The organism is Eximiradius proteiniborus (genome assembly GCF_058546985.1).
In genome coordinates this window covers 1,017,328-1,034,253 of record NZ_CM178592.1, presented here as the reverse complement: position 1 = coordinate 1,034,253, position 16,926 = coordinate 1,017,328, and the positions used below count along the sequence as shown (strand labels likewise).

Annotated in this window: 9 protein-coding genes; 5 read left to right on the top strand and 4 right to left on the bottom strand. The window is 34.3% G+C overall.

Annotated elements, in window-relative coordinates; genetic code table 11:
- Window positions 1-31: 31 nt before the first annotated feature.
- The 5 genes from ACY2LT_RS04350 (at window position 32) to ACY2LT_RS04330 (ending at window position 9,130) form a co-directional block, all read left to right on the top strand.
- Window positions 32-2,449: a LysM peptidoglycan-binding domain-containing protein gene (locus ACY2LT_RS04350; RefSeq protein WP_491816621.1), complete on the top strand. Its 2,418-nt coding sequence runs from the start codon at window positions 32-34 to the stop codon at window positions 2,447-2,449.
- Between the two features lie 75 nt (window positions 2,450-2,524).
- Window positions 2,525-3,313, top strand: coding sequence for an ABC transporter ATP-binding protein (locus ACY2LT_RS04345; protein WP_491816620.1), 789 nt, complete (start codon window positions 2,525-2,527; stop codon window positions 3,311-3,313).
- A 61-nt stretch (window positions 3,314-3,374) separates the two neighbouring features.
- Window positions 3,375-3,866, top strand: coding sequence for a hypothetical protein (locus tag ACY2LT_RS04340; protein ID WP_491816619.1), 492 nt, complete (start codon window positions 3,375-3,377; stop codon window positions 3,864-3,866).
- On the top strand, window positions 3,863-5,260 hold the full coding sequence (locus ACY2LT_RS04335) for a sigma-54-dependent transcriptional regulator (RefSeq protein ID WP_491816618.1): 1,398 nt from the start codon (window positions 3,863-3,865) through the stop codon (window positions 5,258-5,260). The genes ACY2LT_RS04340 and ACY2LT_RS04335 overlap by 4 nt, the downstream gene beginning before the upstream one ends.
- Window positions 5,261-5,263: 3 nt before the next feature.
- On the top strand, window positions 5,264-9,130 hold the full coding sequence (locus tag ACY2LT_RS04330) for a UvrD-helicase domain-containing protein (protein ID WP_491816617.1): 3,867 nt from the start codon (window positions 5,264-5,266) through the stop codon (window positions 9,128-9,130).
- 102 nt (window positions 9,131-9,232) lie between these two features.
- Here the strand turns inward: ACY2LT_RS04330 and tyrS are convergent, their stop codons facing one another.
- The 4 genes from tyrS to porU all read right to left on the bottom strand — a co-directional run bounded on the left by tyrS (window position 9,233) and on the right by porU (window position 16,770).
- Window positions 9,233-10,450 carry a tyrosine--tRNA ligase gene (gene tyrS, locus ACY2LT_RS04325; RefSeq protein ID WP_491816616.1) on the bottom strand — a complete coding sequence of 406 codons (1,218 nt, stop codon included), beginning with the start codon at window positions 10,448-10,450 and terminating at the stop codon, window positions 9,233-9,235.
- A gap of 24 nt (window positions 10,451-10,474) precedes the next feature.
- Window positions 10,475-11,485 (bottom strand): CNNM domain-containing protein, encoded by a 1,011-nt coding sequence (locus ACY2LT_RS04320; protein ID WP_491816615.1) that lies wholly within the window; start codon window positions 11,483-11,485, stop codon window positions 10,475-10,477.
- 148 nt (window positions 11,486-11,633) lie between these two features.
- Window positions 11,634-12,728: a PorV/PorQ family protein gene (locus ACY2LT_RS04315; protein WP_491816614.1), complete on the bottom strand. Its 1,095-nt coding sequence runs from the start codon at window positions 12,726-12,728 to the stop codon at window positions 11,634-11,636.
- A gap of 73 nt (window positions 12,729-12,801) precedes the next feature.
- Window positions 12,802-16,770 carry a type IX secretion system sortase PorU gene (gene porU, locus ACY2LT_RS04310; protein ID WP_491816613.1) on the bottom strand — a complete coding sequence of 1,323 codons (3,969 nt, stop codon included), beginning with the start codon at window positions 16,768-16,770 and terminating at the stop codon, window positions 12,802-12,804.
- Between the last annotated feature and the right edge of the window lie 156 nt (window positions 16,771-16,926).

Here is a 16,926-nt window from a genome sequence, read left to right as displayed (position 1 = left end):
AAACGAAGAGTATTTTTTGATTGGAGTTGGTATGAAAGTAAAGAAATTTATAAAATATCGAGCGTGGAGGGAACTGTTGTTTTTTCTGTTTTGTTTTGTTCTTTCCCTTCCTGAGCCCGAATATTCTTATTCTCAGATAACCCGCAAAAGAGCCGAGCATTTAGAGAAAATTTATAAAGAAAGACAAAAATTCAAAGACGAATATTCCGATTTAGACAAGAATAAAAAAGTCAAAATTGAAGCCGACGATTACGTTTCTTCTACACTCGAAAAATCACGTCAGTTCTATTTGCAGGCATTAATTCTTATCAAAAAAGGTGATACTATTAGTGCAGCCCGTTATTTTCAACAAGCGATTGATAATTTGAATAAACTCGTAAGCTACCCAAATATCGAAAGCAATTCCGAGTTCAATGATTTATCCCAATCTATTGTTGAAGATTACGAAAACTACATCACTAATATTGACAACCTTGATGAGAATGCTCCTTTGTTCATTGTTCGTGATAAATTATTTCAGGAAATTGGCAAAATACCTGCTACTCCAGCCCCTGTAGTTCAAAAACCATTTAATTCGGCTTATTCAAGCCAAAAATTCCCTAATCGACACACCAAACCAGACAGTCTCGTTATTCCTCTAATAGACCACGATTTAGTAAACCGCAGTATTACGTTCCTTACAAAAAACAAACGTGGGCAGCATTTCGTTCGCCAATGTATGGAACGTTCAGGCAAATGGTTCCCGATGATGAAACGTATTGCTGAAGCAGAAGGTATGCCTGAAGAAATTGTATATTTATCAATGATTGAGTCAGGGCTGAATCCTAATGCTGTTTCTCGCGCTAGTGCCGTAGGTTTGTGGCAGTTTATGCGCGCAACCGGTCAAGATTATAATCTAAATAAAAATGAATCTTTTTGGATAGATGAACGGCGCGACCCTGAAAAATCTACCTATGCTGCTATGCGACACCTTCGCGATCTTTATAATGAATTTGGAGATTGGCATCTTGCACTTGCTGCCTATAATTGTGGGACTGGCTGTATTAGACGCTCTATAAAAAAATCCAAACTTGAAAAACCTTCATATTGGGATATTCTGAAATTCCTTCCTAACGAAACTGCTATCTATGTTCCAAACTTTATTGCAACCGCTAAAGTTATGATGAATCCTGAATTGTATGGCTTCGATGAAAAAGAAATATCCTACCAAAACGAATATAAATATGATATTTTCGAAATAAAAGAACCAACAAATCTTTCCGCTATTGCTAAATCTGCCGGAATTAGTCTGGAAGAACTCAAAGAACTTAATCCCGAACTGCTTCAAAACGTTACTCCACCCGATAAGAAAATATATTATATAAAAATACCTTATAATTCCTATCAAACTTTTGCTAAAAATTTTGATGCTATTCCGAATGAAGAAAAGCAAGCCTTTATTTTTCACACTGTGAGCCAAAATGAATCACTCACTGATATTGCCCAAAAATATAATGTTTCTCTTGATAATCTTATTGCAGTTAATAATTTAAGCGGTTATAATGCTAAAATTAAAAAAGGTTCCACATTGCGTATCCCTATTGGTTCTGAACCTTTCGAAGCCAGTAATATAGTTCGTAATCCAACTAAAGTAGATACTCTTAAAGCCGATGTTGTTCAAAATCCTAACGTTGAAAGTTCAAATATCGGGCAAATCATTACGCACATTGTTAAACCAGGCGAAACTATTTACAGTATTTCAAAACTATATGGCATACGTCCGGCTGAACTCCGAAATTTAAATAACCTACCTTTCGACATAGAAAATATTCAGGTTGGGCAAAAACTAATCGTTGCACGTAATAATATTAATAATAACTCTACTACTGCAAATAATAATAATTCTCAAAATTCATCGACACAAAACAAAACTATTAAACATAAGGTTCGAAAAGGGGAAACTCTTGCAAAAATTGCTGAAAAATATTCAACCACTGTTGATAATATTATCTCTCTTAATCGCTTAAAGAAGCCCTCAATCAAAGTCGGACAAGTTCTCAAAATTGAACAGCAGGTTGCAGCTGCGCAATCTCCTTCTTCGAAGCAACCTCAGCAAAAAGTTTTGGTTCATACAGTCGAAAAAGGTGAAAATCTGGCTTCTATTGCTCGTAAATATGGAATTACCGAAGACCAACTACGTGAATGGAACAAAAATGATATTAAAGGAGATATAATTATTGCTGGTTCGCGTCTAAAAGTTCATCAATCGAATAGTACAGAGCAAAACAAATCATCAAAAAATAATACTTCTAATAGCAAAAAAACACCTGTCTATCATACTGTACGTTCCGGTGATACTTTGGAAAGAATTGCTGATAAATATAATGTCTCAATTAATGATATAAAAAATCTTAACAGAGGAGTTAAAGAAACAAGACTTCAAATTGGACAAAAAATTAGGGTTAAATAATTTTGTTTTTATTATTTTTGAAAAGACATTCGCTCTTTTTAGCGATGTCTTTTTGTTTTTCAATGTGATTAACGTATGATTAATATTACAAATATCCATAAATCATTCGGTCCCAAAAATGTTTTGCGGGGTATCAATATTAATATCCCTGACAACGATATCCTTTGTATTATCGGAAAATCTGGTTGTGGAAAAAGTGTTTTAATTAAAATCATTGTTGGGCTTCTCGAACCCGATTTAGGTACTGTTGCAATTGACGGGAACATAGTATCTCAATTAGATAAAAAATCTTTATACAAATTAAGGCGAAAATTCGGATTTGTGTTCCAAAGTGCTGCCCTTTTCGATTCGCTTACTGTTTTCGAAAATGTTGTTTTAGGACTATACGAACACGGCGAAAGAAATATTCTCTATCTCGAAAAAGAAGCAATAAGAGTACTTAAAGCAGTTGGACTGCTCCCTCAAACTGATGAACACGATGCTTTATTTATTAATGAATGGAAAATTTTGAAAGATAAATTGCCATCCGATCTTTCCGGCGGTATGAAAAAACGTGTTGGAGTTGCTCGTGCTTTGGTTGGAAATCCTGAATACATTTTTTATGATGAACCTACTACTGGTTTGGATCCAGTTACATCTGAACAAATTGATGACTTGATTTCTGAACTCTCGCATAAACTTAAAGTAACTTCTATCATCATTACTCACGATATGTTTTCTGTTTATAAAATTGCTAATCGTGTTGTTATGCTCAACGATGGTTTGGTGCAGTTCGAAGGAACACCTGATGACTTGGACAAAACCGAAGACTCCGTAGTAAGAGAATTTCTCGATAGATATAAAAATAATACTAATCATTACTAAATTTTTTATTAATACTCTTTTTATTATATTTGTTAATTATGTTCAAATGCGGTTACTCGAAATGAGAATTCTTATCCTGTCAATATTGTTGCTTTTTTTGTTCTCTTCTTGCTCTTTGTTCAAGAGTAAAGAACCGCAATTAGTTCATTGCCTAAACGAAAATGAGAAAAATCTTGTGCTGCGCTGGGGCGACTTTCTCCCAAAGGATAACGCTTTTTTTGGTTATGAAATTAATGCATATGGTGAACTCTTCATTTTTTCAAAAAGCAATAAAAATCCGGAAATAAAAAAAGATAAAATCGTTGATTTAGACCAAAATGAATTTTGCAGCAAATTAAAGCTTGCTAAATCGACTATCTTGAAAACTCAAACTTTGTTCTCACCCGGCGAAAGCAAAGCAAGATTTGTTGAATTCTCTAATCCTGAACAAAATCTTAATATGCTTGCAGTGTGGAATCCCGAATTCCAAAATAAAGGTTCTCGATATTTTCGTGAGCTTTTCGATTCTCTTAACTGTTTAGTGCCAAGTATTCGGGAAATAAAAAATAGATGATGAAAGTAATTGCTCTAATAGTAGATGATGACCACGATTTCGCTTCGACAATGGCAGACATTGTCCAGTCTTTTGGCTATGATACTGCTGTGGCTTATTCACCCTCACAAGCACTTTCCTTTTTAGATGAAAAACATAGATTTGTTGGAATAATCCTTTTAGATATAGAATTTGCACCCGGCGAAAAAACCAATGGGCTTGATTTGCTCGAAATTATCCGCAAAAATTATTTACAAATTCCTGTTGTAATGATTTCTGGCAAAGGAACTATCGAAGCAGCCGTTCGAGCTACAAAACTCGGTGCTTCGAATTTTATCGAAAAAAGTATTATTTCGAAAGATAAAATTAAAGCTGTGCTCGATAGTTCATCACGCCATATTTCAGCATTTTCCGAAGAACTCGAAGTCCAAAAATTTCTTGCTTCCTGCGGTATTATTGGCAAAAGCAAACAGATTCTTCAAGTCGGCGACAGCATTATCCGTTACGGTCGTACTGACCTGAATGTTCTTATTACCGGACAAACCGGGACCGGCAAAAAGCTTGTCGCTAAAGCTCTTCATACTATTAGCCGACGCTCCAAATTCCCTTTTGTTACAGTTGATATCCCAAATATCCCAAAAGATCTTTTCCAAAGTGAACTTTACGGACACGTCAAAGGTGCTTTTAGCGGTGCTATGGAAACAAAACGAGGGCTATTTCAGGAAGCAAACAAAGGAACCCTGTTTCTTGATGAAATCGGCGACTTGCTTATCGAATTGCAATCTAACCTGCTTATCCCAATTGAAGATAAAATTGTGCGTAAAGTTGGCTCTATACAAAATGAAGAAGTCGATATTCGTTTTATCTCTGCTACTGATAAAGATCTGATTACTCTTATGCACGAAGGGCGTTTCCGCGAACAACTCTACCACCGTTTGCGTGAATGCGAAATTTATATTCCACCTCTATCAGAACGTCGTGAAGACATACCGGAAATTATTAATCATTATTGTCAGAAACATAATAATGATTTCTCGGAATACAAATTTTTCTCAAATGATACTATCGATTTTCTGACTGAACATAACTGGAGCGGAAATGTTCGCGAACTTGTTAATTTCCTGAAACTTATCCTCCAGACTACGCAAAAAGATAAAATTGAAATTTCTGATGTTAAAAAGGTTTTAAGCACCAATCATAATAATGTTCAATATCAAATCCCTGTTTTTGCAACTGATAGAACATTAAAAGAAGATTTAGCAGAAGTTGATAAAAAGAAAATCGAGGCGACTTTAGCTCAATGCAACGGGAACGTAAGCAAAAGTGCTGCTTTGCTTGGTGTAAGTCGCGAAACTCTGCATAACAAAATAAGACGCTATAATATTGATGTTTCTCTCTTTCGTAAAAAGAATTAATTTATGTCGTCGCACAATCTGACTTTTGAACAACAACTCGCTCTGATGCGAGATAGGCATATTTCGCTTACTGCAAATGCTGGTTCCGGAAAAACAACCGTTCTTGTTAATAAATATATTGATATTTTACTCAACCACGAACCAGTTCGAAACGATGTAAGGCGTATTTTGGCAATTACTTTCACGAAAGTGGCTGCCTCTGAAATGAAATCTCGTGTTGCTAAAAAAATTGATGAACTGATTAACGAAGAAATTGCTAAAACTACTCACAATTTCGAAAAAATTCGCAAATTAAAATTCCTTCGCGACCGTATCCAATATGCCAATATAGCCACTATTCATAGTTTTTGCAATTCACTTTTACGCGACTATCCTATCGAAGCAGGTATTGCCCCGAATTTTTTTGAACTATCCGAATTTGATGCTATGGCTTTGCTTGATGAAGCCATTCAAGATGTGTTCCTTGATTTTAAGAATTCCCCGAATAATTCTGATTTTATTGATTTATTGGTTCGTTACAACAAGAAAAATGTTATTTCGACAATTAGAGAATTGATTAATTTCAGAAGAAAATTGTTCTCCTTGATTGAGTTCTACAAGCAAAGTAACGATGAAATTCTAAAATATTACAATTCCGCTTTGGTTAAATGTTATTCTGATTTATTTTCTTATTTTGACATAATTATTGATAAATTACAAGAACATATAAACGAAAGTGAAATTATTAATGATATTCGCGAAAAACAATCAAGAATTAAAGCAATTTTCAGCAAATTTAATCAAGCTTTTTATAATTCTCCTCATATATTGGATTTCAATTATTTAAGATTGATATCTGAAATATTCCGCGAAAAAACAAAGGTAAATGGAAAACTTCAACTGATTAGCTTTCTCAGAAAGAATTTCCCGAAGCATTTTTCTCACTTTGAAGTAGCATACAAAATTCTCTTTAATAAAGATATTTTAGTGTTAGATAACCAGCAATACAATTCACTTTTGCTCCAACAAATTAATGACGCGAGGCTGATTACAGAAATTGCTTCAAAAGTATTTGATAAATATCAAAATTTAAAGCAGGAAATGTTTGCAATAGATTTCGATGATATGATTTTCCTCGTTCGTAATATGCTCTGCAACCAAGATTTTGCTAAGAAAATTAGAAACCAGTACGACTATATTCTTGTTGATGAATTTCAGGACACTAATAGCGAACAGTTTGATATTATAAGCAAACTATGCTTTGATGATCATTCTTTAGGTCAGGACAATAATCTCTTTATCGTTGGCGACCCAAAACAAAGTATTTACAGTTTTCAGGGTGCAGAAGTTGAAGTTTTTCACAAAGCAACTTCTACCTTAGCTCAGAAAAACAATCTCAATCCTTTGATAGAAAAAGACAAATCCTCTATCCCAACAAAAATTGACTACCTTAATAGCACTCAATATTCGCAACAAATCCTTAATGAGACGAATAAGCTCGGTATCCTATCGCTTACTACCTCTTTCCGTATGTCCCCAAATATTGCCGGCTTCGTAAATGAAATCTTTTCCAAACTAATAGTGGAGCCAACACCAACTATTTTTGAACTTAAAAAAGAAGCGCACAATATTAAATATGAACCGATTATTTGCGGGCGTGCAACTTCTAAGTTTATTGATAACCTTGTGCAAGATGTTGCTACTTCAAAACCACTTGGCTCTGTTTCTTTGATACTAAATATTGATAGCAAAACTAATAAAAGTATTCAATTAGTGATTTCACTCAAAAAAGATGACCAACAAATTCAACTCAAACAAAAAGTTGAGGAGGTTATTGCTCCCGACCCAGACATCAATGCCGAAGTTGATAATTCCACTGAAGAACAATTAATTGTCAAGCATATTAAAGCAGTTATCGCTGGAAATTTAGATTACAAAATTTTCGATAATGAAACTAACGAATTCAGAAAACCTGAGTATAGTGATATCGCAATTCTATCAAGGAAGAAAAATGCTTTGGGAAAATTAATTAAGGAACTTATTGCTAACAATATTCCTTATGTTTTGTCGAGTGGGTCTGGCTTCTTCGCAACTCCCGAAATTCAGGACATTCGCGAGTTCCTTAATTTTTTTGCTGATAAAAACGATGATTATGCTTTTGCGTGCGTCTTGAAATCTCCGTTTATTGGGCTTACTTCAGCAGACCTATTAGAAATAATCGCTTTCAACAAGCAAAAGGGCACCCAAAACATCTCGCTTTATCACCAATTCCTTGAATATTATAATCACATAAAACAACTTGACAACTATAATAATGTCAAGATATTCGAAAATGCAAACAATATTTTGGAAAATCTTATTTTCTACTCCACGCGGTTAAATGTTTCAAGTCTAATCAGCAAGATTATTAGTCTTGATGGTTATAATTTCTATGTTGCAAAAACTCCCTCGGGAAGTCAAATAAAGTCAAACTTTGATAAATTGATTGATTATGCCCGAAAGTTTGAGGCTCGAGGTTTTCGTTCCTTGTATGACTTTGTTGAAGAACTTCAATACCTATCCGACAACTCAAAAGAACCCGAAGCTGCCGCCTTTTCAAACGAAAATGCTGTTCGGATTACTACCGTTCACGGAGCTAAAGGTGCAGAATTTCCAATCGTCTATATTTACAATTCAAATTATAGAACTAAGAATGCCAACAGTTTTATGTTTGATAAAGACTTTGGGCTTCTTTTCAAGCTGAAACAGATTATCGATGGCGAAACTTCAGATATTGATTTTATCATTAGAAATGTTGTTAATCATTACAATAAAGCCGATGAACGCAACGAGGAAATCAGGTTGTTTTATGTTGCTTCTACTCGTGCAAAAGACCATTTAATTATTTCTTCTTCGTTAATGAATACAAAAAAAGGTGGCATAGCCAAACTAAATGGTTTTGCCCAATTGCTTTTTGATGCTCTTGAGCTCAATTATGGTGATTCAGATTTTAATATTGATAGTATTCCTTCTCATATATCAACAGAATTAATGTTACATAATTCTGTTACTCCAAATTTATTGAAAATACCTATCAATGTATTCTCCAATAATCGCTTTATATTGAATAATAATCCTTCCGTTTCAACAAAAATCTCAAATAATGGTGATTATCATCTTTCAATAAAAGAAATTGTATCTGTTCCCAAAAACAAATTTTTCTATCCTACACAACTCGACAACCTACTTGAAAGTGAAGAAAATTTTGTAATCAATAAAGAATTCGGTTTTGATGAACATTTCTTAGACGAAAATTTGTCTCGTGAAGCAGCACTTTCTTTGGGAAGCGCCTTCCACGAGCTTATTGAAAAAATCAATGAATGGATTAATCCTGATTTTAGTATCAATGTTGATGCATTAACTGAAATTTCAAAGTCTATCTCATTGAATTATTTCAATAATACAGCTGAAGTAAATTATTTAACTGAACTTGTTTCTAATTTTTTCAATTCTCCTTTTCTTTCTGAATACAATGATTTGTTGTTATCGTCAAAACGTGAGTTTCATCTTGTAATGCCATTCGAAAGCCATTTTATTGGTGGTATTATTGATTGTCTTGTTGAAAAAAGTAGCAACGAAATTGAAATTTGGGACTGGAAAACAAATATTATTCGCCAAAAAAGCGATTTATCAGTTTTACGTGATAAATACGAATTGCAAATGAAAATCTATGCTTTTATAGCTTTTAATTTATTTCATAATGCTAATTCAATAAATTGTCGCCTGTTTTTTGTTCGTTCTTCATCCAAGATAAACCAGGATGATTGGATTGTAACTTTCGAGTTTTCGCGAAACGATTTTGAACTCCTTCGTCAGGAAATAAAAGAATTAATTAATAAAACTAACATTTAATTTACAATAACTGATTAATTATTAACTTTCAAAAACATTGAAGTTTGCAAAAAAACAGAGACGCAACGAATTGCGTCCCTATTAATAAAAATCACTACACATTTATCTGGCAACTACATACAAAAACTTCCGCTTCCCAACTTTCACCAATCTTTTATTATTTAACTGAATTTTCTGAAAAGGATCATCAATCTTGTTCTGGTCTACAAGCACTCCGCCTTGCTCTATTAATCGCTTTGCTTCTTTTTTCGATGGTGCAAGTCCCGTAGCAACAAGCAAATCCATTAGTCCCATTTCTGCATTATCAGCCTCGACTTGCATCTCTTCAATTTCATCGGGTAGTTCTTTATTTTTGAATATCCTTTCAAATTCTTCGAAAGCAGCTTCGGCAGCTTGTTTGCTATGATACAATTCAACGATTTTCATTGCAGTTTCAACTTTTGCATTTCTTGGATGAACTGTTCCGTCAGCAAGCCCTTTTTCAGCCGTTATCACTTGGTTTTCAGGGAAAAATGCAGCATATCTCATATAACGAGTAATTAATGTATCTGGAATAGACATTACTTTTCCGAACATTTCTCTTGGCGAATCAGTAAGTGCGATATAATTATCGAGCGATTTGCTCATCTTTTCCACTCCATCTGTTCCTTCCAGTAGTGGCATCGTTACAATACATTGTGGTTCTATTCCATAAGCTTTCTGTATTTCTCGCCCTACAATTAAATTGAATTTCTGGTCAGTTCCGCCTAACTCGACATCGGCTTTAATTTGTGCTGAATCCATTGCCTGAGCAAGTGGGTAGAGCAGTTCGTGAACGCTGATTGGAATACCCGACTTGAAACGCTTCGAAAAATCATCCCGTTCGAGCAATTGAGCTACTGTATATCGAGCTGCAAGTTGTATTACATCGCTAAAGCTCATTTTCCCAAGCCAATCTGAATTATAAACAACTTCCAGATTCTCTCTTTTCAGGATTATTGTTGCTTGTTCAAGGTAACTTTGTCCGTTAATTCGTGTTTCTTCCAGTGTTAATTGGGGACGAGTTTTTGATTTTCCGGTGGGATCGCCTATCATTGCTGTGAAATCGCCAATGATAAGTATTGCTTTGTGTCCTAAATCCTGAAATTGACGCAATTTGTGCAATACTACTGCGTGTCCTATATGCAAATCAGGACGGCTTGGGTCTGCTCCTAATTTAATATTTAAAGGTTTATTATTTTTTATTGAATTCTCTATTTTACGAACAAGTTCATCTTCCGGAAGCACCTCAATTGCTCCATCTCGAATAACATCCATTTGTTCATTTACACTTGGAAACATTTTTTCTCTCTATTAGTTCAACATCTATTTATTTGAAATCCGCCGTTTAAGCAATGCAAGTTTTCTCATATCAACAGTTTTATCCGCTTCATCTACAATTTCTGTGCGTAATATCTCTTCAATCACATCTTCTAATGTAACCAGTCCCTTCAATTCCCCGAATTCTCCAAATACGAAAGCTATATGACGCCTTTCTTTGATAAACAAATTAAATAATTCGTCAAGTTTCATATTTTTCTCGATGTGTATCAAAGAGCGTTTATCGCAAATTTCACCTACTGTTTTATTCTCATCTACTTTGTAACCAATTAGTTCTTTAGAATATAGTATTCCAATAATATTGTCCTTCGTGTTTTCAAAAACAGGAATTCGGCTAAATCCTTTCTCTTTTATCTCTTTTAGCAGATTATCATCAATTATTCTATTTGCTTCAAGGGCAAAAATAACCGTTCTTGGTGTCATTATATCGCTAACTGACTTATGAGAAAAAGACAATGCACCAATCAGAAATTTTTCTTCGTCTTCGTCTATATCAGAAAATGGAGAATCCTCGTGATGCTTGATTATTTCCTGAAATTCTTCTCTTGAATATACTGTTGGTCTTTCTGCTCCCAAAATTTTATCTAAAATGAAAGCCATTGGAGCAGCAACAGGGTAGAATAATATTATAAAAATCCATACTAACCAAAAAAATGTTGATGTAAATAAAAATCCATAACGTGCAGCAATTGCCTGCGGAACCATTTCACCTATTATAAATATAAGACCAGTTGCAATCGCTCCTGCAACAACTCCCGAAGCTATTGAGTTTAAAAAGATTGCCAATACAGCATTTGTTGCAACGTTTCCTAATAGCAAAGTGCTTAAAAGCAAATTTGAACGTTTTCTCAGCGGAAGGATTCTTTTTGCTCTTCTGTTCCCGATTTTTGCTTTGTTTTCTAAGTCTGTTAAGTTTATGCTGAAAAATCCTATCGTGAGTCCTGAAAAAAAAGCCGAAAATAATACTAATATCGCTATTATCGCTAAATTACTCATTCTTGTGTATATTTAATTATAACTAAATTTTTCAAAAAACAAAAATAACAATATTTTTTGTTGTTATAAAAATTCTTTTAATCTGTCTAAAAATGAACCCCGGATATAGCCCGGGGTTTAATTTATAAATAAACTATTTGTTCTGATACTATTTCAAATCAATGAGCATTGAAAATCGCATAGTATTTGCAAGTGGGTGATTTTCTTCGATTGTATTAATAAAACTGAAATCAATCTTGAAAATATCATACCTTACACCTGCTCCAAAATTCCAAAACTTACGATTACCAAGTCGTGATGGCTCAGTAAAGTATCCGGCACGAAACGCAAATAAATTCTCATACCAATATTCTGCACCGACAGAAAACTCAACACCCGGATTTTTCCACGCAGTTACAAGTGATAGCGGTAGCGGGTCAGCACTCAAACTATCACGTTTTACAAGCAACTTTTGGAAATCAAAAGCGATTTTCAAATCATTGAACTCATCTTTAACAAGCTTCCATGCTGCTCCTATCTTCAGGTTTGTAGGTAAAGGGTCTGATTCGTTGATATACGTGATTTTCGGACCAACATTTTGAAGATTAAATCCAAAAGATAATGGATTACGCACTCCGAGCAGTTCATAACCCGAAGGCTTGTAGAGCAAACCAAGATCAAATCCTACCGAGTTTCCGGCACCGGCTTCTCTTTGACCTTGCCCAACAGGTGCTAAATTAGAACGAATATATCGCAGTTGAAAACCAATACCTAAATCATTTGTGATTGGAGTTCCATACGAAAGCCCAAGTGAAAATTCATTAGAAGTGAATTTACCAAGCACTCTACCATCCTCTGCTGTTCGGGTGAATTCTCCCAAGTTCATAAAAATAAAATTGAAAGCTACTGTTCCGTCTAATTCTTCGAAATATCGCCCAATTGTTCCATAGCTGTAAAACAAATCTGCATTAAATTGAGGCAACCAGGGAGAAAACGATAGGGCTGTCTGTGTGAAAGGTTTATCTCCGCTTTCATTTTGGAAATAGTCAAAAAAAGCAAGCCCTCCCGGATTCCAGTAAATTGCATTTATATCATCAGCAATTGCAACGCCTGTTTCTCCCATACCGCTTGCTCTTGCATCAGGTGATATTAGCAAGAACGGAACAGCCGATCCGCCTGCCTGACTGTATGCGATTTGAGAACTGATAAAAACACCTAAAACCAATACAAGCGTTGTAATTGCTACTTTTCTCGTCTTTTTCATTAAATTCCTCCGATTATGTTTATTTAAACGTTTTTTTCTATAAATTATTAAATATTAATCAAATATAATACCATTATTTTAATTTTATCCCCAATATTCCGCTCTTTTCAATCTTCCCGGACAAATTCGATAATCTTAAATAATAGTAATAACTACCAATAGAAATTAATTTACCTTGGTTGTCTCGTCCGTCCCAGTTAATCAATGTATCATACTGAGATGTCCAGGATTGTTCGATCTCCCTTATTACTTGACCCATACTATTATAAATTCTTAAAGAAATATTAAATGGTGGAGTAAAATTATGCTTTATAGCAATATTTGTTTCTTCTGTGAATGGATTAGGATATAGCAATACGTCAAATATTTGGATTTCTCCCTCTTCCGGAATACGAAAATATGTTTCTGCCTCTCCCGGATTGTTGAATACATCCCAGGCACGAACTCGTATTTTGTGTGACCCAGGTTCAAGCCCAGCCAGATAATACTTAATAATTCCTGAATTATAATTCTCAATTGAAGTATTAAAATAGGGGGTTAAATTAATTGGAACCGGATTATCATCAATCCAACCTTCAATATTATGACCAATTCCTAAACCAGATGAATTAATGCCTGTTTCGTCGTTTAATTCAACAATCAATAATGGTTCTCGCCGAACTACATCACCTGAACGAAAATTGTAATTGTCAAGGTATATTTTAACATTTGGTCCTTTCCCATCATTTTGAGTACTTTCTTCTATTCCGTAAACTTTTATTGATGAGTAAGAACCTGTTGCTGTCCGACGGTCGTTTGCAAAAGCATAGATAAACATTCTAGAATTATTTTCGTTGAAACTAATATCTTTGGGCACAACAAAACTTATTTTCATTATTCCATTGGTAACTTTATAAGCAGCCCGCGAAAGTGTAGCGCCCTGAGTAGTAAATTTGTAATTTATTCCAAACTCGTCTGTTATGCTTCGGCTATCATCTCCATCTAATAGTGTAAATATTGCAGTTCCTTGAAAATCATTAATCGTTTTGTTCCTGAATTCATCAGTAATTCTGGCTACTATTTCGACTTTGCTTAATGCTTTTATTGTAAAACTGCTTTGTTCAGTTGTGCTGATGCCATTTATGCTATCTACGACAATTTGTAGTTCAGGAAAGTTTAATTTTATTAAAGGATCTCCAAGAATTAGAAACCTTCGTGAATTTTCATCAAAAAAAGTTTGTTTTGCTACAAATGCCGCTTCGCCAATTGTTGGGAAGCTCCCATCATTTTTTCTGTTAAATAATGATTGATAATATTTTTGGTTTAATGCATGATTTGCATATGCTCCAACAACGCGGGTTGCTGTGAAAACAGATATAGCTCCACCGGTTTTACTAAATATAAGTTCTTCTGCTCCGCTTCTTGGTCCCACTAAATCAAACCGACCAAAATCACATGTTGCTGCAGTTACGAAAAATAACTTGTCGTAATTTGAAAGTTGAGGTATGGTAGTTTCTCGCTCAAAAAATTCTTCATGAGCAAGCACACGCGGATTTCCGTGTCCTATCCAATTAAAAATTAACGCTCCGGTGGTATTTGTTGTAGAGATAAATTCTTTATTAACACCCGGCTTACGACGTTTCCCGCCGGCTATGCTTTCCGTTGGATAGGCTGCTAAATACACTTTTTTCTGAATAAGTTCTGCCGGCAGTTTCGACGATAGTTCTTCTGACTGACGGGTGTGAATATCTCCATCTTGTCCTTTGGTAGTATAAGAGTCATCGGCAACTAACAAAATATTAGTCCGCCAATTATCGAGCGATGAGTTTGATTCGTAGTGCATTATTTTTTTTAAGTAGGTTTTTGCATTATCTATGTTATCTACCGGAACTCTTCCAAAAGCTACATCACATACCCAGTCATCTCCTTCTACACAAGCTATATAATCATCTGTTGCCATAGTACTTGTCTCTGTTACGAAGAAATCAGATTCTTTGTTCATATACATTGGAATATATAACGGAGATTTTACCTGTATGTTCCTGTAGTCATAATGTGCGTCTCCCCACAATACAACAAATGATGGCTTGATTGATGAATTATGATAAACAAACGCAATAAAATCTCTTATTGCAGTTATATCTGGAATGCAGGAAGAGAATTCTTTGTATATATCATCTACTTTGACCACTGCTACTTTCAAGTTATTTCGGGTTCTTCGATAATTTGCATATTCATTTGCACTTTCAATAAACTGAGAGTGTGTAATAACAAGAACATCGACATCTCGGATTGTTCCTCGTAAGTTTTCAAGAGAAATTGATTCTATGTTTGTAACCGTCTTGAATTTCGAACTAATAAAATATTTCGATGGCTTACTGTTTTTTTCTTCTTTTCTGAAAATGAACATCCCACCTGTTTTTGCGAGATTGTCAAGTAGCAACAGATTGTTAGGGTCGCTTGCATCAATTCCAATAATATTACCCGAAGTAAAACCATTAATCTGATATTCCGTTAATCCTGATTTTGAAGGATCCGAAAAGAAAGAGATTTCATTGTCTATAGGAACGAAACTTCGCGGATAATGTATTTCATAAAAATCAAAATATGGAACTGCCGATGAGTTGCTATTTGAATACTCAATCGACAATACACTTCTATTATCTATTCCTACTAAGCTTGCTGGCGAAGAAAATTGCTGGATTGAACGATTAATATGAACGTAATCTCCGTAAGTATCATTAAGAAGTGTTGAAAAAATCTGAGTGCCAGATTGTTTGTAAATAAATCGCCCGGCAGCACCGGATTTTGTAGAACGATGTGCTACTGCTATTTTATATATAATGTTTTCATCTCTTCTCAAATTATATAATATATCCATAAATGGTGCAGAAAAGTAACTACGCCCTAAATAAGTTCGACCTGAGCCATCCGGATATGGATTTGTTGTTTCTTCGTTATAAAATATTCTGTGGTAATAATAATCTGGATTATAATTGATTGGTCCTTCTGGATTTGGAGCAATCGATAGTCGCTTGCCTTCTCTTCCTCCATAAGTTAATAAATAATAGTTGTTGAACGAAAAATCGTTTCTATAATGCGAGAAATTGCCATTTATATATTTAAACCCTTTAGCACCATTACCGTAAAAAATAATAGATTCAAGCTCGCCATTTGAGTTTGTTTTAAGAATAATAGGAATTTCGCTCATATCGTTGTTTAATCCATCGGATACTTTTTCGCTAAGGTTATCGCCACCGTGTCCAAATATTTTTATGGTATTTATGAGTTCTTTTTCAATTTTTACTCCACGCGAAGAAAGTTGAGCAGCATCAATTTTATATAATCCCTCTTCATTAATAGTCAGCCTGAGCCATTTCCCATTGCTAACTTGATTTAAATCAGTAAGTTGCTGGCTTTGAATACTTTCTTTTGAGTGTGCAAGAACAAAAGCACGTGTTTCGTCGTGGTTAATTGTGATTTTGGGCGAAAAACTATCCTGTTCTATTTTTTTTGTTATCTGTGAATAATTAAAAGCAATCTTTACAATTATTTTCTCTGGTATTTCTATAACTGAATTTTCTGGGTTATATCGAGCTGCAGTGAAAATAACATTTGCAACGTTTCTTCTCCTCGATATTCCTAAATATTCAGTCCAAACCCATTCAAATTGCCTATTATTCGAAATCAACTCAGAATTATACAAAGCACCATCTCTGCTAAACTGATTTTCAACCGGTAGCATTTTCTTCTGATAAGTCTTCACTCCGAACACCTGAACATCCTTTATTACATATCCGAATTGTGATGGGACAGTAATAAGCACATTTTCCACAAAATGCTGTGGAGAACCAATTTCTTTATTGATATTATATGAGTTGTTAATTATTGGTTTGCAGAAAACTTCGCCATTGATAGAAGTTTCTTGAAATTCTATTAGTTCAGGTCGATATTCAATGATTAGTTCATCAATAGAAGAAGAAATTTTGGTGAAAGTTGAATATAGATCACTTACTGAAAATAGTAATATCAAAAGAAGCAATGATTTTCTGAAATATCTCATACCTAACGCCACAACAAATAAATTTAAAGTCCAAATTTAAAAATAATTTAATCAATTATTTTGTAAAAAATCGCCAATAACTCCGCCGTAGGTATGAGAATTTACATAACTCTATTTACAAATATAAGTATATACGTCTGAAATTAAAAATAAAAA

Bases quoted from the DNA above. Each gene is read 5' to 3' on its own strand.
- porU (WP_491816613.1), bottom strand. From the start codon at position 16,770: ATGAGATATTTCAGAAAATCATTGCTTCTTTTGATATTACTATTTTCA.
- ACY2LT_RS04345 (WP_491816620.1), top strand. From the start codon at position 2,525: ATGATTAATATTACAAATATCCATAAATCATTCGGTCCCAAAAATGTT.
- tyrS (WP_491816616.1), bottom strand. From the start codon at position 10,450: ATGTTTCCAAGTGTAAATGAACAAATGGATGTTATTCGAGATGGAGCA.
- ACY2LT_RS04350 (WP_491816621.1), top strand. From the start codon at position 32: ATGAAAGTAAAGAAATTTATAAAATATCGAGCGTGGAGGGAACTGTTG.
- ACY2LT_RS04330 (WP_491816617.1), top strand. From the start codon at position 5,264: ATGTCGTCGCACAATCTGACTTTTGAACAACAACTCGCTCTGATGCGA.
- ACY2LT_RS04335 (WP_491816618.1), top strand. From the start codon at position 3,863: ATGATGAAAGTAATTGCTCTAATAGTAGATGATGACCACGATTTCGCT.
- ACY2LT_RS04340 (WP_491816619.1), top strand. From the start codon at position 3,375: ATGAGAATTCTTATCCTGTCAATATTGTTGCTTTTTTTGTTCTCTTCT.
- ACY2LT_RS04320 (WP_491816615.1), bottom strand. From the start codon at position 11,485: ATGAGTAATTTAGCGATAATAGCGATATTAGTATTATTTTCGGCTTTT.
- ACY2LT_RS04315 (WP_491816614.1), bottom strand. From the start codon at position 12,728: ATGAAAAAGACGAGAAAAGTAGCAATTACAACGCTTGTATTGGTTTTA.